The 24,185-nt window shown below is 45.5% G+C and carries 20 protein-coding genes and 1 pseudogene; 15 read left to right on the forward strand and 6 right to left on the reverse strand.

Features of this window, described 5'->3' with window-relative positions; genetic code table 11:
• Positions 1-511 precede the first annotated feature (511 nt).
• Together B9T16_RS00195 and B9T16_RS00200 are read left to right on the forward strand one after the other, a co-directional pair.
• Entirely contained in the window at positions 512-1,249 is a 738-nt protein-coding gene (locus tag B9T16_RS00195) for a pirin family protein (RefSeq protein ID WP_410243836.1), read from the forward strand.
• A gap of 6 nt (positions 1,250-1,255) precedes the next feature.
• Positions 1,256-1,840: an NADPH-dependent FMN reductase gene (locus B9T16_RS00200; RefSeq protein WP_317267206.1), complete on the forward strand. Its 585-nt coding sequence runs from the start codon at positions 1,256-1,258 to the stop codon at positions 1,838-1,840.
• 80 nt (positions 1,841-1,920) lie between these two features.
• Here B9T16_RS00200 and B9T16_RS00205 read toward each other — a convergent pair whose 3' ends face one another.
• Positions 1,921-2,628: a methyltransferase domain-containing protein gene (locus tag B9T16_RS00205; RefSeq protein ID WP_410243837.1), complete on the reverse strand. Its 708-nt coding sequence runs from the start codon at positions 2,626-2,628 to the stop codon at positions 1,921-1,923.
• Positions 2,629-2,651: 23 nt separating this feature from the next.
• Here B9T16_RS00205 and B9T16_RS00210 point away from each other — a divergent pair, with 23 nt between their 5' ends.
• From B9T16_RS00210 to radC, 5 genes are all read left to right on the forward strand, one after another.
• Complete coding sequence (locus tag B9T16_RS00210; RefSeq protein ID WP_014273980.1) at positions 2,652-2,810, forward strand: hypothetical protein; 159 nt, start codon at positions 2,652-2,654, stop codon at positions 2,808-2,810.
• Complete coding sequence (locus tag B9T16_RS00215; protein ID WP_410243858.1) at positions 2,770-4,356, forward strand: sulfotransferase domain-containing protein; 1,587 nt, start codon at positions 2,770-2,772, stop codon at positions 4,354-4,356. Before B9T16_RS00210 ends, B9T16_RS00215 begins: the two co-directional genes overlap by 41 nt.
• An 18-nt stretch (positions 4,357-4,374) precedes the next feature.
• Positions 4,375-5,637, forward strand: a complete 1,263-nt coding sequence (locus tag B9T16_RS00220) for a glycosyltransferase family 4 protein (RefSeq protein WP_006618228.1) — start codon at positions 4,375-4,377, stop codon at positions 5,635-5,637.
• A 505-nt stretch (positions 5,638-6,142) separates the two neighbouring features.
• A complete protein-coding gene (locus tag B9T16_RS00225) occupies positions 6,143-8,206 on the forward strand; it encodes a calcium-binding protein (protein WP_410243838.1) in 2,064 nt (687 codons plus the stop codon).
• A gap of 206 nt (positions 8,207-8,412) precedes the next feature.
• Complete coding sequence (radC, locus tag B9T16_RS00230; RefSeq protein WP_410243839.1) at positions 8,413-9,144, forward strand: RadC family protein; 732 nt, start codon at positions 8,413-8,415, stop codon at positions 9,142-9,144.
• 4 nt (positions 9,145-9,148) lie between these two features.
• On the opposite strand, the gene treY is transcribed toward radC, so the two are convergent.
• The 3 genes and pseudogenes from treY to B9T16_RS00245 form a co-directional block, all read right to left on the reverse strand.
• Positions 9,149-11,959 (reverse strand): malto-oligosyltrehalose synthase, encoded by a 2,811-nt coding sequence (treY, locus tag B9T16_RS00235; RefSeq protein WP_410243840.1) that lies wholly within the window; start codon positions 11,957-11,959, stop codon positions 9,149-9,151.
• A gap of 51 nt (positions 11,960-12,010) precedes the next feature.
• Positions 12,011-13,831 (reverse strand): annotated as a pseudogene (treZ, locus tag B9T16_RS00240) (malto-oligosyltrehalose trehalohydrolase).
• A 38-nt stretch (positions 13,832-13,869) separates the two neighbouring features.
• Complete coding sequence (locus B9T16_RS00245) at positions 13,870-14,901, reverse strand: DMT family transporter (protein ID WP_410243841.1); 1,032 nt, start codon at positions 14,899-14,901, stop codon at positions 13,870-13,872.
• A gap of 362 nt (positions 14,902-15,263) precedes the next feature.
• On the opposite strand from B9T16_RS00245, the gene sppA reads away from it, so the two are divergent.
• Entirely contained in the window at positions 15,264-16,085 is an 822-nt protein-coding gene (gene sppA, locus B9T16_RS00250) for a signal peptide peptidase SppA (RefSeq protein ID WP_410243842.1), read from the forward strand.
• Between the two features lie 92 nt (positions 16,086-16,177).
• Positions 16,178-16,564, forward strand: coding sequence for a chorismate mutase (gene aroH / locus B9T16_RS00255; protein WP_006618235.1), 387 nt, complete (start codon positions 16,178-16,180; stop codon positions 16,562-16,564).
• 244 nt (positions 16,565-16,808) lie between these two features.
• On the opposite strand, the gene rsmG is transcribed toward aroH, so the two are convergent.
• Positions 16,809-17,573, reverse strand: coding sequence for a 16S rRNA (guanine(527)-N(7))-methyltransferase RsmG (gene rsmG / locus B9T16_RS00260; protein WP_014273976.1), 765 nt, complete (start codon positions 17,571-17,573; stop codon positions 16,809-16,811).
• Positions 17,570-18,238, reverse strand: coding sequence for an ABC transporter ATP-binding protein (locus B9T16_RS00265; protein ID WP_006617410.1), 669 nt, complete (start codon positions 18,236-18,238; stop codon positions 17,570-17,572). Before B9T16_RS00265 ends, rsmG begins: the two co-directional genes overlap by 4 nt.
• A 137-nt stretch (positions 18,239-18,375) precedes the next feature.
• Between B9T16_RS00265 and B9T16_RS00270 the strand changes: the two genes are divergently transcribed.
• The 6 genes from B9T16_RS00270 (at position 18,376) to B9T16_RS00295 (ending at position 24,184) form a co-directional block, all read left to right on the forward strand.
• Positions 18,376-19,374, forward strand: coding sequence for a Sll0314/Alr1548 family TPR repeat-containing protein (locus B9T16_RS00270; protein ID WP_410243843.1), 999 nt, complete (start codon positions 18,376-18,378; stop codon positions 19,372-19,374).
• Positions 19,375-19,510: 136 nt separating this feature from the next.
• Positions 19,511-19,969 (forward strand): DUF3531 family protein, encoded by a 459-nt coding sequence (locus B9T16_RS00275; RefSeq protein WP_410243844.1) that lies wholly within the window; start codon positions 19,511-19,513, stop codon positions 19,967-19,969.
• Positions 19,970-20,007: 38 nt separating this feature from the next.
• Complete coding sequence (locus B9T16_RS00280; protein ID WP_006617413.1) at positions 20,008-20,436, forward strand: NUDIX hydrolase; 429 nt, start codon at positions 20,008-20,010, stop codon at positions 20,434-20,436.
• A 31-nt stretch (positions 20,437-20,467) separates the two neighbouring features.
• The gene (locus B9T16_RS00285) at positions 20,468-21,727 is read left to right on the forward strand and encodes a hypothetical protein (RefSeq protein ID WP_315669706.1); all 1,260 of its coding nucleotides are present in this window, start codon (positions 20,468-20,470) and stop codon (positions 21,725-21,727) included.
• An 80-nt stretch (positions 21,728-21,807) separates the two neighbouring features.
• A complete protein-coding gene (psb28, locus tag B9T16_RS00290) occupies positions 21,808-22,158 on the forward strand; it encodes a photosystem II reaction center protein Psb28 (protein ID WP_006617415.1) in 351 nt (116 codons plus the stop codon).
• 367 nt (positions 22,159-22,525) lie between these two features.
• Positions 22,526-24,184: an alpha/beta hydrolase gene (locus B9T16_RS00295; RefSeq protein ID WP_410243845.1), complete on the forward strand. Its 1,659-nt coding sequence runs from the start codon at positions 22,526-22,528 to the stop codon at positions 24,182-24,184.
• The last annotated feature ends 1 nt before the right edge of the window (position 24,185 follow it).

Consider the following 24,185-nt stretch of genomic DNA (forward strand, 5'->3'; position numbering starts at 1 on the left):
ACTGTAGGGGCGGGTTCTGCGGTCAATTACATTGGATACCAGGATATTGGTAAACCCGCCCCCAAACCCGACCGAAACCCCCAAGACTGTAGGGGCGGGTTCTGGGGTCAATTACATTGGATACCAGGATATTGGTAAACCCGCCCCCAAACCCGACCGAAACCCCCAAGACTGTAGGGGCGGGTTCTGGGGTCAATTACATTGGATACCAGGATATTGGTAAACCCGCCCCACTAACCGGCCTACCTAACCGGCCCACCTAACCGGCCCACCTAACCGGCCTACCTAACCGGCCCACCTAACCGGCCTACCTAACCGGCCTACCTAACCGGCCCACCTAACCGGCCTACCTAACCCGTGCCCTCTTTGTGTAACGGGGAACTAATTATTGATTATTAATTGCCAATTATCCATTATTCCCGAATGGTTGATTAAGCAGATAATCCGGTTGTGTATTAAAATATCAATAGTTGCCCACAAATCACGCTTGATCTAAAGCCGGGATAATTTTATGATCCAAATTCGTCATAGTGGCGATCGCGGCCAAGTACAGTTAGACTGGCTAGATAGTCGCCATACCTTTTCCTTTGGTCAATACTATGATCCCAATCATATTAATTTCGCTACCCTGCGAGTAATTAATGAGGACCATATCCAACCCCGAGGCGGATTTAAAACCCACTCCCATCAAGATATGGAAATCATTACCTATGTGTTATCAGGGACCCTAGAACATAAAGATAGCCTCGGTAATGGTTCAGTAATTCGACCGGGAGAAGTTCAACGAATGACGGCAGGAACTGGCATTTATCATAGCGAATTTAATGGGTCGGAAAATCAACCAGTTCACCTGTTGCAAATTTGGATTATTCCTAATGAAAAGGGACTCCCCCCTAGTTATGAACAAAAAGCCTTTTCTGAGGCTGAACAGTGGGGAAAACTGCAATTATTGGGTTCTCCTGACGGTCGGAAAGGTTCGGTCACTATTCATCAGGATGTGGAACTATATGGGGCTAAATTAACCACCGAAGAACACCATATCGATTATACCATAAAACCGGGAAGAGTTGCCTGGATTCAAATAGCTAGGGGTTCGGTAATTTTAGGCGATCGCTCTCTCGACCAGGGAGATGGAGTCGCCATAACTCCCCCCGCCGATGAACCCTATATAATCCAATTAACGGGCACATCAGACCCGGCGGAAATCCTGCTATTTGATTTAGCCTTACCCTCAGTTTCTACTAACTAGAATATCATGGAAAAAACACCCAAAATTTTAGCATTTGCTGGCAGTCAACGAGAGGCTTCCTTGCATAAAAAACTGGTCAAAATTGCCGCTGCAGGTGCAAGACAAGCCGGGGCAGAAGTTACTTTTATCGACTTCCAAGATTTGCCCATGCCGCTGTTTGACCAAGACTTACAGGACCGGGAAGGATTACCGGAAACGGTGCTGCAATTTAAGCAATTATTGAAAACTCATGACGGCTTTTTAATTGCCTCTCCTGAATACAATAGTTCAATTACTCCTTTACTGAAAAATGCGATTGATTGGGCTTCCCGTTCGGAACCGGGAGAACCTCCTTTAGCCTTAACCTGTTTTCGGGGAAAAGTAGCTGCTTTAATGGCAACTTCTCCGGGTGGTTTAGGAGGTTTAAGAGGCTTGTTTCATGTGCGGTCTATTTTAGAAAGTATTGGTGTCTTAGTAATTCCCGAACAGAAGACTTTACCCAATGGTTATCAGATTTTTGACACTGATGGCAATCTGAAAGATGAACAACAACAGCAGGATGTGTTAGGATTAGGAGAAAGCCTGACCTCCCTACTGAAAAAATTGCTGTAAATATCCCCTTTAAATGTGGGGTGGGTTGCGTCAGAAATAATTTCCGCCTGTTCGGGTCTGACGCTACCCCGAAGGGATGCCTATCTGGATTTAGTCAAAATGGTAATAAACTCGGTTGAGTTTTCAAATAGGCGCTGAACTTCCAAGGGAAAATTAAGGTGATTTTTCAGGGTTACTAAGAAATCCAAAAAGTCCCGAGACTCCCACACATGGAAATGAATGCTATAATCCCGTTTAATTAACTTTTTGACAATATCCTGAACCTGATATTTATCAGTTTCTTTAAGCACTAATTCCGCCCATTCTTGATAGTGACTTTCCTTTGATTGGTGGGGGCCTTCCTGATAATCTTTCAATAGATGTGCAAAGGAAGTAATGGGTCGATCGCTATCAAAAGAGTAGCGTTTGTCGGGAACCGCCAGATAGAGAATGCCGCCTTTTTTGATAACCCGGAGTAGATTTTCAATGGTGGTAATCGGGTCTTGACAATGTTCAATAAAATGATTAGCAATGACAAAATCCTGGCTGGCTTCCTCAACAGTTTGGAGATGTTCTCCATTGTCAATAATATCAACCTCAACTAAGGGTTCATCAGCCAACTCAGGATAATGCCGTCTGAGGTCTGCTACCGAGAGGCGATCGACATATTTAATTCTGGCAGTTTCTGGTACAGCCAGAGGGTGATTAAGGGCCCCCACTTCAATGCCATCTCCATGGAGATACTGATTAGCAAAAAATCTACGATACTGATAAAGTAAGGGTTCCGCCTCTATAGTTTCCGTTGACATACTTTCAATAACAACACAGCTAGATGATTCAGTATTTTTCAGGCGATCGCCAAAACACTGTCCTGGATGTGGTGATTGTAGCTGAATTTAGGGTAAGATGGCTAGAGAAATTGGCCATTGAGGAAATAGTAAATAGTGGTAATCGAACCCGGAGAGAGTCCTTGGTCTTTGACCCCAGATAAAACTAAAGCGATCGCACCACCGCCGCACTTTATAATTATCGGAACCCAGAAAGGCGGGACAAATTCTCTGTATCAGTATCTCTGTCAACATCCGCAAATTCTCCCCGCCGCCAGCAAAGAAATTCACTATTTCACCCTCAACTACCATCAACCGGCGCAGTGGTATCAATCCCAATTTCCCCGTCTCAGCCACCCCCAGCAACTAACCGGGGAAGGGTCGCCCTATTATCTATATCATCCCGCAGTTCCCCAGAGACTGCACCAATATTATCCCCAGGTGAAATTAATTGTGCTACTGCGGAACCCCGTAGACCGCGCCATTTCTCACTATTACTGGGAAGTCAAGCTAGGCTGTGAACCCCTATGCTTAGAAAAAGCGATCGCAGCCGAAGCCCAACGCCTGGAAGGGGAACAACAAAAACTCAGCGCCAACGGAACCTATTACAGTTTCAACCATCAACACTATAGTTACCTTGACCGAGGCATCTATGTCCAACAATTACAAAGATGGATGGCAATATTTCCCAGATCCCAATTTCTGATTATCCGCAGCGAAGATCTATACAGCAACCCCGAAACCGTAGTTAACCAAGTATTTAACTTCCTAGACCTTCCCCCTTATCACCAAGGCCACTACAATCGCTACAATGCTGGGAACTATTCCCCAGTTTCCCCGCAGTTGCGCCAACAATTGCAGGCTTACTTCCAGCCCTACAATCTCAAACTACGAGAATTTATAGGCCAAGATTTAGGTTGGGATAGTCACGATAAGTTAAACCCATCAACTGTACCCCCCCAGGAGGTTAAACCCAAAACCGTGAGCGATACCATGAAAATAGACTATGAAGGCGCTTGGGATGACTACGCCCAAACGTGGGTAAGCACCAACCCCGACTTTAATCATATCGGTGATGAGTGGATTGGTAAAGCCGCAGGAGCGGCCCAATCACGGGCGGAGTATGAGCAAATTATAGAAAATACCTTTATCGCCCCCTATATCCAGAAACACCATAGAGTCCTAGAAATTGGCATTGGCGGCGGAAAAACAGCAGCCCTACTGCTGAAATATTGCGATCGCCTCACCTGTGCTGATATCTCCGAGCAAATGTTACAGGCTACCCGCGATCGCCTCGGAGAAGACAGAGTAAACTATGTCAAACTAGATGGCATTACCCTAGACGGCATTCGGCCAGCCTCCCTGGATGTTTGTTTCTGTTATGACACCATGGTTCACATCGAACCCCGTGATATTTTTAATTATCTAACCCGCATTCCCCCCCTACTAAAAGGCGATCGCCTGTGTATATTCCACCACACCAACACCCTCAGTGACCTCGGTTGGCAGAAATTCCTAGTAGATTGGGATCAGAACCTGCTGGGACGTAGACAAGGAACCGCCTTTTCCATAATGACCGACCAACTGATGGCTAAATTTCTCAACCATATCGGCTACGAAATCTTACACCAAGACAGCACCACCGTACCCCGTGACTGCGTTTGGGTCTGTCGCGCCCCCGTTTCCCCCACAGTCAGCATCACTTCATAGCCCAACTATTCCTTCATTATGCGAGCATTATTCCTACATCCCAACTTTCCCGCCCAATATCGACATATTATCACCGCCCTCGGTGCGGACCCCAACAATCAAATCATCTTCGGGACCAAATACGAACGCCCAGAATGGAAAATTCCCGGAGTTACTAAGGCCCTATTCACCCCCAACCGCGAAAGCGCCCCGGAAACTCACCAATATTTGCGGGGAATAGAAAGTGCTGTAATATATGGTCAAGCCGTGTATCGGATGGCTGAGAAACTCAAATCCATGGGTTTTGTTCCCGATATCGTCTGCGGTCACTCCGGTTGGGGTCCCACCCTCTTCGTCAAAGAGGTTTTTCCCGATACCCCCTTACTGTGTTATTTCGAGTGGTTTTATAACGCTAAAGGTTCTGATGCGGACTTTGACCCCGCCGACCCCCTCACCGTTGATGATATGGCTAGAATTAGGGTAAAAAATTGCCCGATTCTAATTGACCTATACTCCTGTGATTGGGGGATTTCCCCCACCTATTGGCAGCGATCGCAATTTCCCCCGGAACTGCAATCGAAGATTTCCGTCATTCATGACGGCGTAGATACCACCTATTTCAAACCCGACCCAGACGCTAAATTGGTACTACCTAATTTAGACTTGAGTCAAGTTGATGAGATAGTCACCTATGTAGCCCGTGGTATGGAACCTTATAGAGGTTTTCCAGAATTTATCGAAGCCGTGGCGTACATACAGGAAAGAAGACCAAACTGCCATGTGGTAGTTGTCGGCTCAGAGCGAGTTTGCTACGGTAAATCCTTACCCAATGGCATGAGTTACAAAGACAAAATGCTGGCTCAGATCCCCCTGGATCTATCTAGGATTCACTTTGTCGGTCCCTTGCCCTATGGACAATACCTGAAAGTGATTCAAGCCTCTGCAGTCCATGTATACTTAACTCGACCCTTTGTATTGTCCTGGTCTATGATAGAAAGCCTTTCCACCGGTTGTCTAGTCATTGGTTCGGACACCCCCCCTATTCGGGAGGTCATTCAAGATGGCTATAACGGCTTACTGGTCGATTTCTTTTCTCCCAAACAAATCGCCGACCGGGTTGATGAGGTATTAGACCACCCCAACCGCATGGCAGATTTGCGAGTCCGAGCCAGGGAAACAGTTATAGAGCGTTATGATCTGTCTAAATTGTTGTCAAAACAACTGCAACTGATTGAACAAGTCGCTCAAAAGTCCCGGCCTACCTCTGGGGAACAGATTTCCTCCCAGCCCGTCATTGCATAGGCGATCGAGGTTTCCCTAACCCGAAACTTTGACCCCAAATTATCTAATTTGGTGCAGCCAAGTTGGTGGTCATAAATAACATATAATTCCCATCAAATAGACCTTTGAGCTAGACGAAAAAAGGAGGAGTTCCCGGCAACAAAATCAAATCTGAGCCAAATCTTATCCGATGCTTATAACGCCTTTTTTGGCTGAAACTGGCTGAAATAAGGGGTGGGCAGGAACATAGTAGGGATATATTTCGTCCCAAAGCACGAGAGTACCCAAGATAATCTTTAAGAGTAATGATTACAAGACAATTCTGGAGAAATTGATCCAAGAACCAATCATAATACACCCAAGCAATCCTAACCACACTACAGACATTGTAGACAGAACAGTGGGGAAGGGACTAGACTTGCTGAGGGTAAAAAGGTTAAACTACTGCGGAACAATCTCTGGTGTTTCAGGCAGTGTCTGTAGTCCCAACGGATCAAAAAACATCATTGCGGAGGAGTGAAACAAAATGACATCTGGAAGAGGTCCAACCTTTTTAACTAGCGGACCTGATCAATATAATCAGGACGCACCTTTTGCCCCTAGACCAGACACAATCCTGGGTCTTGGAGGAAACGACACCATTGTCACCTCAACCCTGGGGGGTACTTTGGTTTATGGAGATAGCCTAGTTGGCAGCGACCTTAGTGGAAATGATGTTCTGGTAGCTCGTGGCCAAGGTGATACCCTATTTGGTGGCCCTGGTAATGACTCTCTGGTAGGTCGTGCCCCTGGGGTAGCTTTAGTGGGTGGAGACGGTCGCGATACCATCGTCGCTGAACAACCMGCCACCCTGTATGGGGGAGCCGGAAGAGACTTGCTAGTTGCCGTCTCTGGCGGCAACCTCATGTTTGGGAATCAGGATGATGACACCATATTAGGTGGTTTGCAGGGTAATGACACCATCTACGGGGGTAAAGGAGATGACCTAATCGGTTTCTATAGCGCCTCTGGTCAGAGCAATGTTGGTCTAGTGATTCCCCCGGCCGTTGGTGGTGCTAACCAAGGTAACAACTGGGTTAACGGCAACATTGGCAATGACACGATTGTTGGGATCAACACCGGAGATAGTCTCTATGGTGGTCAAGATAATGACTTCGTTGTGGGAGTTGGCAGCCTATCGTACCTTTCTGGGGATGAAGGTAACGACACCCTAGTAGCTGCAAACATCCTCAAAGTTAAAGATCCTTTATTATATGAACGGGTTACCGGTATTCGCCCATCTGATCCGGATCCTCTGACCAAGAGTACTATCCCCTTTGACCCTACACCCGCCCTGGTTGGTATCACCCAAGTAACCATGATGGGTGGTGCTGGTAATGACTCAATTATGGGTCCCATCGGCAGATTCGGCGAAGGCCAGAACCTCCTAGATGGTGGTCCTGGTAACGATACGATTATGAGTTTTGCCGCTGAGGATACCCTATTGGGCGGCGAGGGAGATGACTTCCTATCCACTAACACCTCAGACGAACGCACCACCCAGGGTATTAATAGTTCCCGACCAGGTTTTGCGGGAGGTAGCATCCTAGATGGTGGTCCTGGTAACGATACCTTGGAATCTGCATTTTTAGGTGACTCCCTATTTGGTGGTGAAGGAGATGATAGCCTGCTGGGGCGACGCTTCAGTATCATGGACGGTGGCGATGGCAACAACACCCTGAACGGTGGCGAGTGGTTGCGTACCGGTACTACTCCCCTAGAGGTTAGCCTGTTTGGTGGTGCTGGTAATGACTTAATTATCGGCGCACAAGGTAGTATAACTAACGTTATCGCTGGTGGGGCTGGTGACGATACTATTGTGTTCGGAACCACCAATGACATCTTGTTATCTGACACTGCCAATACGCTGGGTAATGACAGTATCACTGCAGCTAATGTTGAATTCTTCAATGAAGGTAATGAGGGCGTCAGCATTACCAACCTTCAGGGTAACAATACCGTTGAGGGTAGTGAGCGCAATGACCTGCTCGTAACCGGATCAGGTAATGACCTCCTCTTAGGTGGTAATGGCGATGATACTCTCCTCGGTGGCGCTGGTAATGACTTCCTCTTCGGTGGTAGCGGTAATGATTTACTTGATGGTGGACCTGGAGATGATACCCTTGAAGGTGGCTTCGGTGTTAACACCTTAGTTGGTGGTGAGGGTGACAACCAGTTCTTCTATCGCTTCAGTGACGCGGTGAAAACCACTACTAGTGCGGACTTTATTACTGACTTTAATCAGGGTGGTAATGACCGACTGGTGTTTGTCAGAGACGCTAGTGTTGGTGGCTTTGGCTTTGCTCTGGTTCCGGGAATCAGCAACAGTGAACTTGGACCGAACCAGTTTATTTACTTGCCAACTGGCCTGTATCGCGATGCGGATGCCAACATTAATACTCCAGTGCTAATTTATGAACAAGCATCTGGTGTACTGAGGTACGATGAAAACGGCAGTCAACCAGAAGGAGTATTTCCTGTTGCTCAGTTCGGTCAACTGCCGGATGGAAACTTCCCACGTATCAGCGCCAGTGACATTCTGATTATTTAGTGACATAGGGGTTAAGGAGCGATAGGCGATTGGGGTTGGCGTAAGCTACCAAAAGCGATCGCTTCTATCCCTGAAAAATGCCAGACCTAAATCTTGTCAATTTTCCCCCGAATAGGGGGAATTTTATTTTGATTTAAGAATTACTTGGTCATTGGTGAGCTACAATCCGGGAATGCTTAATCTAACTTACGAGTGTAAATTATGGCATGACCTACAGCCTCAGAATTGCCGATATCCCTACCAGTGAGAGACCCCGTGAAAGATTAATGGCTTTCGGACCCCAAAGCCTCTCTACAGCAGAATTAATAGCGATTTTGTTGGGAACAGGTCAGGGAGCCGGGAAACTCTCGTCGGTTGGTCTGGGACAATACATATTAAAGGAACTCAGCCAGTGTGAGGAAGATCCCCTTTCGGTGATGCGAAATGTGGGGGTTGGGGAACTTACTAAAATTCACGGAGTTGGTCCGGCTAAGGCTACTACTATCATAGCTGCGATCGAATTGGGAAAGCGAGTCTTTCTATCTAAACCCCCGGAATTGACGGTCATTGACAGCCCCCAAGCGGCTGCTAATGCTCTCAGCCATAATTTGATGTGGCAGACACAAGAAAGATTTGCTATCTTGTTAATGGATGTGAAAAACCGCCTATTGGGAACTAAGCTGTTGACCATAGGAACGGCTACGGAAACGCTGGCTCATCCCCGTGAAATTTTCCGGGAGGTACTCAAACACAATGCCACCCGTCTGATTATTGCTCATAATCACCCATCAGGAAATGTTGAACCTAGTCATCAAGATATCGAGCTGACCCGCCAACTTCTGGAAGGGGGTCAATTCTTGTCTTTACCTATCCTTGACCACCTGATATTAGGTAACGGGGATTATGGGAGTATTCGCCAAATGACAAAATTATGGGAAGAATACCCCCAAGCAGAATAGGGAATTATTTGTCGGAAATGGGGACTGATTCATTGATCAGTAAACCGACGGGGAAATACTGGAGAATTTGACTTACTAGAATGTTGGGACTCGCGGCTATGTCATGATTGACGATCGCCTCATGCCAATTAGACCCATTACCTTCTGGAACAATTATAGCGGTATCTCCCCAAATATCACCTAGGGGAAATTGAGGGGGTTCTATAATATCAGTCAAAAACCTGGGTACAATGGCGATCGCTGTATGTTTACCATAACTGCGCGCCACAGCCATAATGCGATCGCAATACTTACCAGTTACGGCTACAGGTTGATAGTCTCCCTGTTGGAATATATCGAGATATTCCTGTCTCGCTTGTAAAACCCGCGCAATTAAAAACAACTTCAGACGGCCATCTTCCCAAGTCGCCATTAAATCATCAATTAAATTCTGCATTCCCGTGCGCGATCGTCGCTTAATTTCCTGTACATAGGACAGGCGACCATCAAAATCTACCGGACGGCGATTATCTGGGTCAACTAAGCTAAAATCCCATAATTCCGTCCCCTGATAAATATCCGGTAGTCCAGGACTGATCAACTTGAGTAAAGTCTGAGACAGGGAATTAAACATCCCATAAAAAGCCACTTTTTCTTGAAAGGGTCGGAACTCCTGCCAAAATTTATTATCCTCCGAGAAATCCAGGATTTTCTCGACAAAATTCACAAAGCCATTTTCATAATCAGTATCTGGTCGTAACCAAGCCGTATGTACTTTGGCTTCCCGGACTGCTTTCACCACATAATCTTTAATGCGTTGCACATACTCAGGATATTCTTCTTCTAGGAAGGGGAAAGAACCCACCAAAGTCTGATAAAGGAAATATTCATCATTGCGATCGGGAATTATCTTGCTATCAATTTGGGTTTTATGAACACGGTTCAACTGTGACCAAACCTTTACCCTTTCTTCCCACTGATCAGGTAATTCCGAAATCACATTTAAACGCGATCGGACATCTTCCCCTCGCTTGGTGTCATGGGTAGCCGTGGCATTCATCGCATGGGGCCAACTGTTCAGACGTTCTTGGTTAAACTCATGGAATTTCTCCACAGAAATACCAAAATGACTAGGGGAACCTCCCACCTCATTTAATGCCAAAAATCGGTAATAAACATAAAACAGAGTATCTTCAATTCCCTTAGCCGTTAACGGACCAGAAAACTGCTGCAATTTCATCACAAAACGCAGCCACAACTGTTGATTTTCCTCACTCAAAAACTCATCATAATCAAGAAACAGGAACTTTTCCATCAAATTAAGTTCATTCAACAGTTCCGGCAATTTAACCTTAGCTTCCCGAATCGCCTGTTGCACATAGGCGCGGTCATCGTCTCCCACACCTTCCTGATTAATATAAGTCCGATAGACCGGAAACCTGACCAAAAACTCCATAATCGCAGTTTTGAGACCTGCTAAAGTGAAATCTCGTCCGTAGCGATAATCACCACAAACCCGCTTGAGTAACTGGGCTAAATTATCAGCATCTCCCGCCAAATTCTTATCAGCAATTAGCCGTTTTTTCGCTACCAATAAATCATTATAAGTTCGGGTAAGTCCGGTCATTTCCGCATAGATTTGATTAAACCTTTCCTGATTTTTACTCTGGCAAAATAAACCATTGACATAATTCAAAAACTCATAACCGCTGGTTCCCTGAATCGGCCAGTTAGCGGGCAATTTTTCCTCTAATTCGAGGATTTTTTCAACCACAATATAAATCTCTCCGGTTTTTTCCCGCAGCCAGCGCAGATATTGGACGGGGTTATAAAGTCCATCAATATGGTCAATTCTTAATCCGGTAAATTTACCCGACTTGACCAACTCACCAATTAAATCATGGGTCCGTTGAAAAACCTTATAATCTTCCACGCGAACACAAATCAATTCATTAACGGTAAAAAAGCGCCGATAGTTTAATTCTTCTGCGCCGACCTTCCAGAAGGACAGGCGGAAAAATTGATCAGATAACAGGTTATCCAAAAGATTAAAACTCTCGCTTTTCCCGGTATCCCCATTAAAGAAATCGATATTTTCATCAATGAATTTCTGAATCTCTGGATTTTCTTGATAAATTTCCCACAGCAGTTTTTTGACAAATTCCGCCTGGTCTCGTCGCTGCTGGCTAGAGGTTTCGGAGGGAATATTTTTGAGGATATACAGAACCCCTAATAACTTAATTACGTCAGGGTGACGGTTTCCTAGGGTTTGGGAAAGGGTGTTAATTTTATAGCTGATGAGGGTAGCATAGGATTCAATTCTGAGGGGGAATTTGAGATTGTAGTAATTGACACTTAACCCAGATTCATTATAGGAAAGTTTTAACTGTCCGTTTTCTAAACAGTTGCCATAAAAGTCTCCTAATAATGGCGCTAGGACTCGTCCTTTAATGTTTTCATAAGCCTGATCCCAATCAATTTCAAAATAATCAAAATATTCGGAATCTGGACCATGTTCTAACACATCCATCAATAGCTTATTTTCGCTATCATAGGCCATGTGGTTAGGGACGATATCTTGCACCCACCCCATGTCGCGTTCTTGGATTTCTTCGATGAGTTCATCAAAGGTTTCTGGGGAACCTAATTCGGGGTTAATTTGGTTGGGGTCAACGACATCATAACCATGGGTACTACCACTTCTGGCTTTAAAAATTGGGGAAGCATAGATATCGGAAATGCCTAATTCTTGCAGGTAAGGGAGAATTTTTTGGGCATCTTCAAAATCAAAATCAGGGTTAAATTGGATTCTGTAGGTAGCAACAGGAATACGCATAATTGATGTCGAGGGAAGTAGTAGTTGGGTGAATGGATGTTTAACAGATGTTTAACAGTTGTAGAGGATACAACTTTCGGGGTTTAGGGTGATTTCCTGGGAATTGTTAATGGTATCAGGAAGATGAGAACCTGGACCCATCCATATAGAATCAGAGGAATCTAACTTTTTGCGCCAAGTTTGACCGGAATTCTGGAAATGGTAGGTGACTGGTTGTTTATTAAAGTTCAATATACACAGAATTTGGGAGTTATCAGTCCACCGATGATAGGATACAAGTTTTTGGGATTCGTCGCTGGTGATTTTTTGGTTTTGGCGATCGCCTTTTTTAATAGCCGGAATCTCATGGCGTAGGCTAATCAGTTGTTTATAGAAACCTAAGAGGGTTTGATGGTGTCCCTGGCTGCGTTTTTCCCAATCAAGAATAGATTGCTTAAAGGTCTCAATACTTTGGGCATCTGGGGTTTCTCCGACGGCGTGAAACTCCTCAAATTCGGATTTTCTCCCCTGGCGAACTGCCTCAATTAAATCGGGGTCGCTGTGGCTGATAAAGTACAAAAATGGGGCGTTTTCTCCGTACTCTTCCCCCATAAATAGCATGGGAATATAGGGAGATAATAAGACGGTGGCGGCGGCTAATTTTAGGGCTGACAAGGAGGCGAGTTGAGATAACCTTTCTCCTAACATACGGTTGCCAATTTGGTCATGATTTTGACAGCATACCACAAATTGAGAGGGAGGGCGATCGCCTGCATAACTACCATGATAGCGATCGCGATTAGGGGAMTAATCCCAGGAGTAGACAAAACTCTCAGATAGGGCTTTAGCCTAATCTGCACCTTTGCCAAAATCCTTATAATACCCGGTCAAATCTCCAGTAATTAAAGTTCTCAAAGCATGGTGAAAGTCATCACTCCATTGGGCATCAATCCCATAACCTCCCAGGTTTTTGGGGTTAATAATTCTCACGTCATTTAAATCACTTTCAGCGATTAGGTAAAACTGGCGGCCCTGTGCCTCAGATAGTGCGGCTACCTCGTCTGCCATTTCCTCTAAAATATGTTTAGCGCCCAAGTCATAAATAGCATGAATTGCATCTAATCGCAGTGCATCAATATGATAATCACGGAACCAATAGAGAACATTCTCTACCACGAAATTCCGCACCCCCGGACTACCAGCATCATCATAGTTAATGGCACTACCCCAGGGGGTTTGATATTTAGAAGTAAAATAAGGTCCGAAATCACGGGTATAATTCCCCTCCGGTCCGAAGTGGTTATATACCACATCCAACACTACTGCCATTCCCTGTTGATGACAGGCATTAACGAGGGCTTTTAATCCTTCGGGTCCCCCATAGGAAGCCTGAACAGCGTAGGGATAAACGCCATCATAACCCCAGTTGCGACTACCAGGAAACTGGGAAACAGGCATTAATTCAATGGCGGTAATGCCTAAGTCTAATAATTCTCCCAGACGGGGAATAATAGCCTCAAAAGTACCCTCTGGGGTAAAAGTGCCAACGTGCAATTCATAGATAATTAAATCTGCCAGTGGGACTCCTAACCAGTTGCCATCTTGCCAATTAAAGGCATCATGATTAACGACCTGAGAGGGTCCGTGTACATCTTCTGGTTGATACTGAGAGGCGGGGTCAGGTCTAATGGTATCGCGATCAAGTTGGTAACGATAGCGGGTCCCTGCTGGTACATCAGAAACGGTCACGCGCCAGTATCCCTCAGAGTCCTGAGTCATGGGAACTAACCGAGGTGATGGGGTCTCGATTTGCAGATTGACAGTTTCTCGAATGGGAGACCAGACGACAAATTCACAGCGATCGCCTCCCAGATAGTTGGCACCAATTTTCATAGTCTGACCTCGCAGTTTAGGTTAACAGTTTAGGTTTCCTACTCGGGGATTTTTACTGGTAGGGATACCTCCATAGGTTGAGTAGTTTCTGAGGGGATAGACTCAGTAGCAGAGTGACCAAATTTGAACTTATCAGCCAAGGTATCTCTCTGATTGACCAGATAGATGCTCACCAAGGTTAATCCCACGCCCATTGATTGTAAAGGAGTGAGTACCTCTCCTAAAAACAGATTACCAAATAGCAGGGCAAAAATAGGGGTTAGGAAAGTGAGGGAACTGAGGCTAGTTAGGGAACCACTCGAAGCGAAATAAAAGAATAAGCCATAAGCGATCGCACTGCCAAAAATAGTCGAATAAGCGATCGCCATCCAACCGCCGCCATCAATATTAACCCATTGGTCAGCCTCCCAGCCGCCAGACAACAGAAATAGAGGCAAACCGCCAATAATCATGTGCCAACCCGTCCCCACCACCGGGTCACAGTGGCGACATACTCCGCGCACCAAAACCGTCCCCACCGCCATAGACAAAGCCGCCAATAGCATCAACCATTCGCCACTCTCAAATAGTTGTACAGTCACAATTTCTTCTGCAGGTAGCAAGTTCAACCACCCCAAAATCAACTGATCAGGTAAACCAATAGCACTAATACCAATCACCCCAATTACCAACCCCAACCATCCCCAAAAGCGGATGCTTTCATTAAACAGCCACAGACAGAGAATTGCTACCGCCAGAGGTTGGGTGTCAATCATCACCGACCCCAAACCCGCATTAGTTCTCACCAGTCCTTCAGCCAGGAAACCCTGAAACAAAGCCCCATCCACCACAGCAAATAGGCCAATCCATAGCCAGGCTTTCCAGGTTTTAGGTTGAGGTCTTCCTTGGATGAAGCAAAATAATAGAACCAACACCCCCGCCGGAACCAATCTCATCCCCGCCATAAATAACGGTGTAGTGTGGGGAATTACCCCTTTCATGGCTACCATTGCCGTACCCCATAGGAAAAATGGCGCGATCAGCAATAATGGTTTGAAGGGTAAATCCGTGTTGGTCTGCTTTGTTAGCATTGGCAAGTTTTCTCCCAGGAATCTTTTAATATACACTCACCCGATTCGGTGGGGTGAGTTGTGCTATTTATAGCAGTAGACGCAACGTGAAACCTAGATTTTGGCCTTTTTATGTCCGGTGTTCCTGATTCCCTGTCCCCTGCTATATGTAGTTTCGTTAAGTTACCGTTCCCATCATAGGGGTTAACTGCCAAAAAGTCTAGGCAGGGCGGATCACATCGGCTAATATAGCCCCCCGTAGGATTATACTTAAATCAGGTAGCTGTACTCCTCGATATATACTAGGTGTTTAGCCTTAGCCAATTTTGGCTGTTTGGTGGTCTCGGCCATACCCGTCCCATTTGATTAAGCCCCAAAAGTTCATGATTTGGCCATTTAAGTCTCGTTTTCGTAAACAAATTGCTCGCATCGAAATTAGTGGTGCTATTGCTGGTGATACCCGCAAGCGGGTTTTAGAGGCACTGAAAACCGTTGAAGAACGGAAATTTCCCGCCCTCCTGCTGAGGATTGATAGTCCTGGCGGCACCGTTGGCGACTCCCAGGAAATTTATAGCGCCCTTAAATCTTTAAGAAAAAAAGTCAAAATTGTTGCCAGTTTTGGCAATATTTCTGCCTCTGGTGGTGTTTATATTGGCATGGGGGCTGAACATATTATGGCTAATCCTGGCACTATTACAGGCAGTATTGGTGTAATTCTGCGGGGAAATAACTTAGAAAGACTACTGGAAAAAGTTGGCGTTTCTTTTAAGGTAATAAAATCAGGACCTTATAAGGATATTTTAGCTTTTGACCGGGAATTAACGGAACCGGAACAGCAAATTCTTCAAGAATTGATTGATACGAGTTATCAACAGTTTGTCAGCACTGTGGCTGAGTCTCGAAATTTGGAAATTGAGGCGGTGCGCTCTTTTGCTGATGGGCGCATTTTTACGGGAGAACAAGCCCTACAGTTGGGGGTGATCGATCGCTTGGGAAGTGAAGAAGATGCCCGTCGGTGGACAGCGGAAATGGTGAATCTTGACCCCGATAAAACTGAATGCTGTACCCTAGAGAAGYCGAAATCTTTATTAAATCGGGTTCTCAGTAATAATCTGGCGGCGACTAACAGTATCTCAGATGCCCGAAATTGGGTAGAATTTGAGTTGGGAACCAGTGGTTTACCCCTGTGGCTGTATCGACCTTAAACATTCCCACGCAGGCGGTTAAACAATCACAGGCGAGGTGGTGTTTGACCACCTGTTAACCTATACTACTAAGCATCATAGGAGGATTTGGCGTGGAGTGGCAAGTTCGAGCGATTCGTGGCGCAACTACGGTTAGGGAAAATTCCATTGACGCAATTCGCGAAGCGGTGACAGAGCTACTGGATGAATTGGAAACTCGCAACCAGTTAGATCCAGAACAGATTATCAGTACGACTTTTTCTGTGACTCGCGATTTGGATGCGGTTTTTCCGGCGGCGATCGCCAGAGAACGTCCCCACTGGCAAAATGTTCCCCTGTTAGATGTCCAGCAAATGTATGTCAAGGGTAGCCTAGAACGCTGTATTCGCTTTCTCGTTCATGTCAATTTTCCCAGTCACAAAACTCAAGTACATCATCCCTATTTACGAGGTGCAAAAAACCTCCGCCCTGACTGGAGTTTAACATCCTTAAATCATTGATCAAATCATCCCCCAGCCTAGGGAAATGGTGCGTCAGTTGTTCATCACCGGCTTTTCATGGCGATTTCGGGGGTCTGACGCACCCTACCATACAGACCGGGGGAAATGGTGCGTCAGTTGTTYATCACCGGCTTTTCATGACGATTTCGGGGGTCTGACGCACCCTACCATACAGACCGGGGGAAATGGTGCGTCAGTTGTTGATCACCGGCTTTTCATGACGATTTCGGGGGTCTGACGCACCCTACGAGTTGGATTCGGGAGACCCTAGGGGTTTTTGGGTGGGAATACCAACAGGACGGGGAAAGCGATCGGGTGTGGGTTTAATTTTCCGTAAATAGACGCAGTGGCGGACACTTTCGGTTACAGGAGTGACAAAGGCTTCCACGGAGTCTAGTTTACCGCCCAAGGGAGCGATCGCATTTTCTAAATCCTGCTGTTCCTGTGGGGTCCATTGACCGCGATATAGTACCGCCACCCCGCCAATTTTCAATAGGGGTAAACTATATTCAGCCGCCACCGTAGCAGCCGCTACAGCCCGTAATACGACTAAATCATAAGTTTGGCGATGGTCAGACTGTTGGGCGATCGCTTCTACCCGTCCCAAATAGGGGATAGCATTTTCCAGACCCAAACGAGGGACTAGAGTTTGTAAAAAAGCAATTTTCTTACCGGTACTATCAAGCAATGTGACTTCTGCTTGGGGAATAGCGATCGCGATCGGAATACCAGGAAAACCCGCCCCAGTACCAATATCAATCACCCGCAAAGGCAATTTATCCCCAGACAACCAGGGTGCGACCCCCCGCAAAGAATCCCATAAATGCTTTTCCCAAAACCCCACCGGATCAGTAATGCGGGTTAAATTAAGCCGTTGATTACCCGCCAAAATCTGCTCATAGAGTACATTAAATATTTGCAGTTGGCGATCGCTAGGTATCCAACCCAGAGTTTCCCAACCTTCCGACTGAATTTCCCCCAAACCCAATTCCTCCAAAACTATCGTCACACCACAGCCGGATCGACATTTTTCAGCAAAGTCTGCGGGTCAGCAGGTTGCAAATTGCCATGATCAAGTCGCCAACAACAATCGGCAATTTCCAACAGATCCCCCGCATCATGGGTAACAACCAATAAAGTCCAGTGAGATTTTAACTTGTCCAGCAAAGCCACCAACTGCCGCCGCATTGACCAATCTAAGCCCGCTGTCGGCTCATCTAACATCAATAAATGAGGTTGTCTGATTAATTGTACCGCTAAGGCTAACCGTCGCTGCTGTCCGCCACTGAGGGAATGGGGAGCCTTTTCTAAGGATAGACTCTCTAGCCCCACTTCCCCCAAAGCATTTTGCATCATATCGAGTCTGATTTCTGGGTGTCCCAGTCGCAACTCTTCCAAAATCGAGCCGCCGCAGAAATGTCGCTCTGGAAACTGAAACACTAAACCCGCCAGTTGCGGTAGTTGTTCAGAGGTTAACTCCTGTTCACGCCAGCGAATATCCCCTTTGGTTTTTTGAGCCAGACCCGCTAAAATTTCTAGTAATGTACTTTTACCAGAACCGCTACGGCCCACAATCAAGCCTAACTGTTGCGGAGGCAGTTCTAAATTAATATTATTCAGAATGGGAGCATTGCAGGCGGCCGGATGATAAAGCAAATTTCTGATATATAGCATTTGGAGGAATTCTAAATGTTACTCAAACCTATCAATCCTGGCACCAACTAGGTGCAGATGATAGCATGACTCGATTAACCTAGGGGCTGAATTTTGGCAAAACTCCAGCCCATTAGCATTTTCAAGGAAAGATCCCTATGATTAGCTTATCAAATCTTATAAAATCCATTCACCCCAAAACTATCACCCTGTTTGGTATTACCCCTATTGCGATCGCTCTGTTATCTTTAACTGCTACTGCGGCTGACCCCTTCCGCACTAATAATCCTAGGGTTATGGGTGAGCAAACCGAAGCCGCCTTTCGGGCTATGTTTGAGCGAGGACACTATGTTGAGGCGCAAAAGTACCTCAAACAGGCTGAACAGCTTGGTACTAATGAACCAATGGTTTTTGCTCTCCAAGCCTCTCTAGCTTATCAGGCTCAAGACTGGGATGCTATGAAACGCTACGCCGACCTAACTCTGCAAACTGCTCAATCTCTTATGGTTTCTGACCCTCTACGGGGAAATCTTTATATGGCGGTGGGTCATTTTTTAGAGGGTGCTTATATTGTCCAAACTCAAGGAACTATTAAGGGKGCTCCCCAGGCTTTAAATAAGCTGCAAACTGTGCTACGATTGATGAACGCCGCCGAACAAATTGATCCTCAAGACCCCGAGCTAAATTTGCTCAAGGGATATATGGATTTATTTCTGGGTTTAAATTTGCCCTTTTCTGACCCCATGGCTGCTGTAGAGCGCCTGCAACGTTACGCTGGTCCTCGTTATCTCGCCCTTTGGGGAATTGCGATCGCCTATCGAGATCTTGACCAATTAGACCTGGCTTTAACTATGGTTAACCAAGCCTTAGAAGAAGTGCCTTTTCATCCAGAATTGTTCTATCTCAAAGCTCAGATTCTCGCCTCTATGGGTAGGCAGAAAAATAACCCTCAGCTATTGGATGCTGCTTACCAGAGCTTTAATGTAGCATTATCACAACCTGATCAACTTCCTAAGCTGACCGTGGCTCAGATTTTTTATGAGCAGTGCAAAACTCTTAATAATATTGATAGCCTAGACCGCCCTTGTCATCCCCTACGCAATACCATCAGAGATACTAATGGCTTATGGGGACCCACTCAGTTACCGCCTTTATAACAGGCTGATCAACACCCCCTCAATTTATCTGTCATGCCCGATAATTTCCGGTTATTTCCGGTAATATAATGGCAGATTGATTGGGGGTTAATCTACCTTAATCATCACCCAAAATAGAGAGGTTTAATCTGGTCTCATGGATGTAAAGTTTCGAGAGTTTAATCAATTTGATGTCTGGATTTGGTTAAGGTTTAGCACGATTCCTTCCATGGTAGAAAGACAGTATATTGAGGAGGTTCTGAATTCCTGGTTTTTGTTGGGTAAATTGGGGGGATTTAATGCGGAAAAAATGCAGGTGCAAGAAGTGGGTGTTGACCTCAATTATATGACCTATGAGAATGACAGAAATCATGATGCTATGATGGCACTGATGCACAATATGGGGGAAGTAGAATATGAGGGACTGTGGGCGCGTTGTTGGTTTGATTTGGGAACCAGTGATGCTTTGGCTTTGGATGTTTTGATTAATTCTTTGGAACAACTGAGTGAAGATTATGTTACCATAGAAGAGTTAATTATTGGCGGACAAAATAAAGATTGGCCAGTTTCCAATAATCGTCATGATCCTGATTTTGCTAACGATCGCATCTCTTGAATTGTCCCCCTCAAATCTAATTAGATTATAATTGAATCATGGCTAAACAGAAAATCAGGGTAATTGCACTAGGATTAATTGAGGATAACGATCGCATTTTGGTGTCTCAGGGATACGACCAGGAAAAACAAATAACCTTTTATCGTGCTTTAGGAGGAGGTGTAGATTTTGGCGAACATAGTCGAGATGCACTGCAAAGGGAATTTCTCGAAGAACTCAACGCGGAAATTACTGATATAGAATACCTAGATTGCCTGGAAAGCATTTTCGTTTATAATGGTAGTCAGGGGCATGAAATTATTCAACTGTATAGATGTAAATTTGTTGATCGCCAATTTTATCAACAGGAGCAAATCCCCTTTAAGGAAGGCGATCGCCAAAAATTAGCCCTCTGGGTTCGGGTGGAGAGATTTAAGTCAGGAGAAGCTCAACTTGTTCCTGAAGGCTTTATCAAATTCCTGGGGTAGTCCTGTCCTTGTACTCAATAGGTGATCCATCATGTCACATCAACAACACCATCATCAACATCACGATCACAACCACGATCAAGTTGAAAAACCAGTTAACCCGATCATTGCCAAACTCAAGGCGATCGCCCAGCCGAGGGTGTGGGGACCCATTGGTGTGATTTCCCTAGTGAGTATATTTGTATGGGAAGTCTCAGAAAATCCCGAACTCTATCGGATTGACTGGGAATCGGAAACCTCCGAAAGTGGACTATCTCCCGAAGAATTGGCGATCGCTGCCGAAATTGACAGTTCAGGCTTACTAATCGAAGAATTACGCCGAAACTCCCCTGAGGATGTTAGCCTATTTAACAATCCTATCCAAGGCGGAGAAGACGTATTCGAGGAAGTTCGCCGCCGTAACTCTAGGTCTGATCAAAATACCCAAACTGAGAGTTCCAGAAACTCACGACCCACTGAAATAACCAGCACCCTACCTGAACCATTCCCCGAACCCACAGCCACCAGTCCCTTTAATGCTACCAGCCAGGCTCTGCAAAATACCCAAAATACCCAAAATAATAGACCCGGATCCTTTGGTTTATTAGGGTGGGGAAACTCAACTGACCAGGACAATCAAGAAACCCTAACTAACTCCCCCTTAGCACCCACCCCACTACAGGCGGCGATGGGTCAGTCTTTCTCATCATCGACAAGTGAATCCGAAGGCGAAACCCAAACCCCAACTCAAGGGATGTTCAACCCTCTGATAGTCACTGGAAGCAGCAATAGTCAGGTGGCTACCCCATCATCGACAAATGGGGATAATAACACCAACACCGCCTCTGGTATTCCTCTACCCGCATACGCACCCCCAGTTCAAATTCCCGAAGCGAGTTGGGTGGTTCCCAGAACTGTAGCTCCTATTGATGGAACTAATGCAGCCACTGTTGATGTAGCCCCCAACCCATATCAAACTAACCGTTCCCTACCTCAGCCATTATCTGGAACCCAGCCAGGTGGTGTACCACCAGCCCCTGTGCTACCCCCCAACCGCGCTAACCCCCACGGACAATATAACTACACCGGAACTAATCCTTTTGGGCGTAATCAGCCTCAGACGGACAATTCTGGTTTTTCCAACTTTCAGCCTGCCACCCCTAATCCCAATAACTATGTGGTAGGTCCCACCAATTTAAACCCAAATAATCAAAATCAAGTGATTCAGCAACAGGCCCCCTTTACTGCTCCTCGCAGCACTCCCGGTCGCGTGATTGGTGGTGGTAGAATCAACAGTTTCTCTAACCCCTAAGAGTTAAGTTTTATGAGGTTTTGAGTGTTTGTACTTAATTCAGAGTTAAACTCGGACTAAAGTCTATGGAGGAATAGGCTGTGTCTACATCTATCCAGTTTATCGATGGACTTGACGAGGAGCTGGGTGGGGTTAGCCTCCGCAAACGCCGAGACAGCAACACCAAGATTGTCGTTTTAGTCTTTAATCAACTCAAGGCGATCGAAAAACTCAGGGCTTATCGCAAACAAATTAGCCATTTATGGCTCCGGGATGAGGAAGGAGAAATCCGCGTCAGTCCCACAGGTGTTAAGTTCTTCTATGTGGGAGATGACGAACTCTCGAAAGCCGAATGTACTTTTGAGGTTCATTCTGAGGATATTTTTGGGCGGGTGATGAGATTTTTGCATCGCTACGCTGATGACCATGGCTTTGAGTATAATGCCAATTGATTTGTTAACAACCCCGCCCTTTTCAGAGGACGGGGCTTGCATATCACAAAATTGGGTTTTTGTCAATAGGGTGGAAAATGACGCTCCGATTTTCTCGTAAAACTCGTGCATCGGGAATTTTAAATTTTGCCGAGATAATATTCTGGATTACGATAGAATAAGGGTTGTAGGCTTTATTTGGGGATGAAGACACAATAAGCCCTTGGTAACGATTTCTTCGAGGATACCACAACCCCTATAATCTCGTCAACTTTTTGCAAGCAATTTTCAATAAAAATGTATCAATTCTTAACAATCTTTTAAAAATTAAATCGATTCGGGTTGATATATTAGCGAAAGTTATTATAAAATTAATTCATTGAAATTTATGGCTGTGACTGGTAAATGGTTTTCGTCTGTATCGCAAATATTTGGGGTGGGTTTATCTTCTGTAGTTTTGAGCGCGATCGCATCATTAAGCCCCGCTCACAGCGCCGAGGAGATGGTCATATCCTATGGTATAGCGAACACCTCAATTGCCATAGCTGACCTGGAAAAATTTGTCGAGTCTGGGGAGAGTACACCGCTTTTATTTGTGTATGGTTATTTACTGAATATCCAGGATACCGAAGGATTAAGAAGAGCTTTAAAATCCCCTTTTGAAGCGAGTCCTTGGAGTATAGATCGGTTTTTAAATTCACCAACGGGAGAAACCATTTTGCGGCGCATGGGTAGAGTGGTGAACACGGTCAGCGGAGAAAATGGTTATATGGCTCTAAAAATAGCGATCGCCCAAGCCTCTAAACGTCCAGAAGGTCTAACCATTATGGGTATTCTACAGGAGTTTCCTGATGCTCAAATTCGCATTGATTTAGATTTTAGTATCCATGTGATCCAGGAAACAAGTCAGGTGTTATTTAGAAATCAGACAATTATCGAGCAAATATCACAGCAGGAGAGGGGCGAAAAGACTGCTAACCTGACAGAGCAACAAAGATTTACGATTCCTAACCCTCGCGATATGGGACCCTATAGCTGGAGAGAAGCAGAGGTAGTATTTTTCAATCCTAATCGCGATCGCCCTTCGCCACTGTTTTTATACTTACCAGAAAACATAAACAGACCCGCACCCCTAATTATTATTTCCCACGGGTTAGGGTCAGACCCAAAAACCTTTAACTATTTAGCCGAACATCTCGCTTCTCACGGTTTTGCGGTAGCCATTCCCGAACATATCGCCACCAGTGCTAATCGTTTTGAAGGATTTTTACAAGGTTTCGAGGAACCTCCCAACTCTTCAGAATTTGCCGATCGCCCCACAGATATTAGCTATTTACTAGACTTACTGGAAAAAAAATCAGCTTCTGACCCATTTTGGCGAGAAAGGCTAGATTTGGAAAATGTTGGCGTAGTTGGTCAATCTTTTGGGGGGTATACGGTGTTAGCCTTAGCGGGAGCGAAATTAAATCCCCAAATACTCAGCCAGTATTGTCGTGATCTTTCCAATCAGCGCATTACCCTCAATTTATCAATTATCCTCCAATGTCGAGCTTTGGAAGTGGCTTTAGAACGTCAGAACTTTCGGGACCCTAGAATTAAGGCGGCGATCGCTATTAACCCCTTTACCAGCTTAGTCTTTGGTGAAGGTGGAATGGCTGCTATTAATATTCCCCTGGCGATCGTATCAGGAACCAATGATTATATTACCCCAGCTATTGCAGAACAAATTAAGCCTTTCACCTGGTTAACCAACTCCGACAACATCCTAGTGTTATTTGAGAGAGGGACTCATTTCTCCTTTTTGCAAGAAGAGGGGGGACAAGTACCCATCCCCCCAGAAATTATTGGTCCTGACCCTAACCTCGCCTATCCCTATTTAAAAGCCCTCAGCCTGACTTTTTTTAACCTACATATACGCCGAGAGTTAGATAACCGCAATTACTTAAATGAGGCTTATCTAAATACTATAGGTTCCAGCGTGTTTCAGATGACCATTTTGGAGGAGTTGACTCCTGAACAACTGGAAAGAGCTTTCCAGCAGCCCTAAA

It is taken from the genome of Arthrospira sp. PCC 8006, from assembly GCF_046480465.1.
GTDB lineage: Bacteria > Cyanobacteriota > Cyanobacteriia > Cyanobacteriales > Microcoleaceae > Limnospira > Limnospira platensis.

Excerpts from the sequence above, each read along its gene's own strand:
- B9T16_RS00195 (WP_410243836.1), top strand. The coding sequence starts at position 512 with ATGATCCAAATTCGTCATAGTGGCGATCGCGGCCAAGTACAGTTAGAC.
- treY (WP_410243840.1), bottom strand. The coding sequence starts at position 11,959 with ATGCGTATTCCTGTTGCTACCTACAGAATCCAATTTAACCCTGATTTT.
- B9T16_RS00210 (WP_014273980.1), top strand. The coding sequence starts at position 2,652 with ATGATTCAGTATTTTTCAGGCGATCGCCAAAACACTGTCCTGGATGTG.
- B9T16_RS00200 (WP_317267206.1), top strand. The coding sequence starts at position 1,256 with ATGGAAAAAACACCCAAAATTTTAGCATTTGCTGGCAGTCAACGAGAG.
- B9T16_RS00285 (WP_315669706.1), top strand. The coding sequence starts at position 20,468 with ATGTCACATCAACAACACCATCATCAACATCACGATCACAACCACGAT.
- B9T16_RS00295 (WP_410243845.1), top strand. The coding sequence starts at position 22,526 with ATGGCTGTGACTGGTAAATGGTTTTCGTCTGTATCGCAAATATTTGGG.
- radC (WP_410243839.1), top strand. The coding sequence starts at position 8,413 with ATGACCTACAGCCTCAGAATTGCCGATATCCCTACCAGTGAGAGACCC.
- B9T16_RS00275 (WP_410243844.1), top strand. The coding sequence starts at position 19,511 with ATGGATGTAAAGTTTCGAGAGTTTAATCAATTTGATGTCTGGATTTGG.
- B9T16_RS00245 (WP_410243841.1), bottom strand. The coding sequence starts at position 14,901 with ATGCTAACAAAGCAGACCAACACGGATTTACCCTTCAAACCATTATTG.
- B9T16_RS00280 (WP_006617413.1), top strand. The coding sequence starts at position 20,008 with ATGGCTAAACAGAAAATCAGGGTAATTGCACTAGGATTAATTGAGGAT.
- B9T16_RS00265 (WP_006617410.1), bottom strand. The coding sequence starts at position 18,238 with ATGCTATATATCAGAAATTTGCTTTATCATCCGGCCGCCTGCAATGCT.
- B9T16_RS00205 (WP_410243837.1), bottom strand. The coding sequence starts at position 2,628 with ATGTCAACGGAAACTATAGAGGCGGAACCCTTACTTTATCAGTATCGT.
- B9T16_RS00220 (WP_006618228.1), top strand. The coding sequence starts at position 4,375 with ATGCGAGCATTATTCCTACATCCCAACTTTCCCGCCCAATATCGACAT.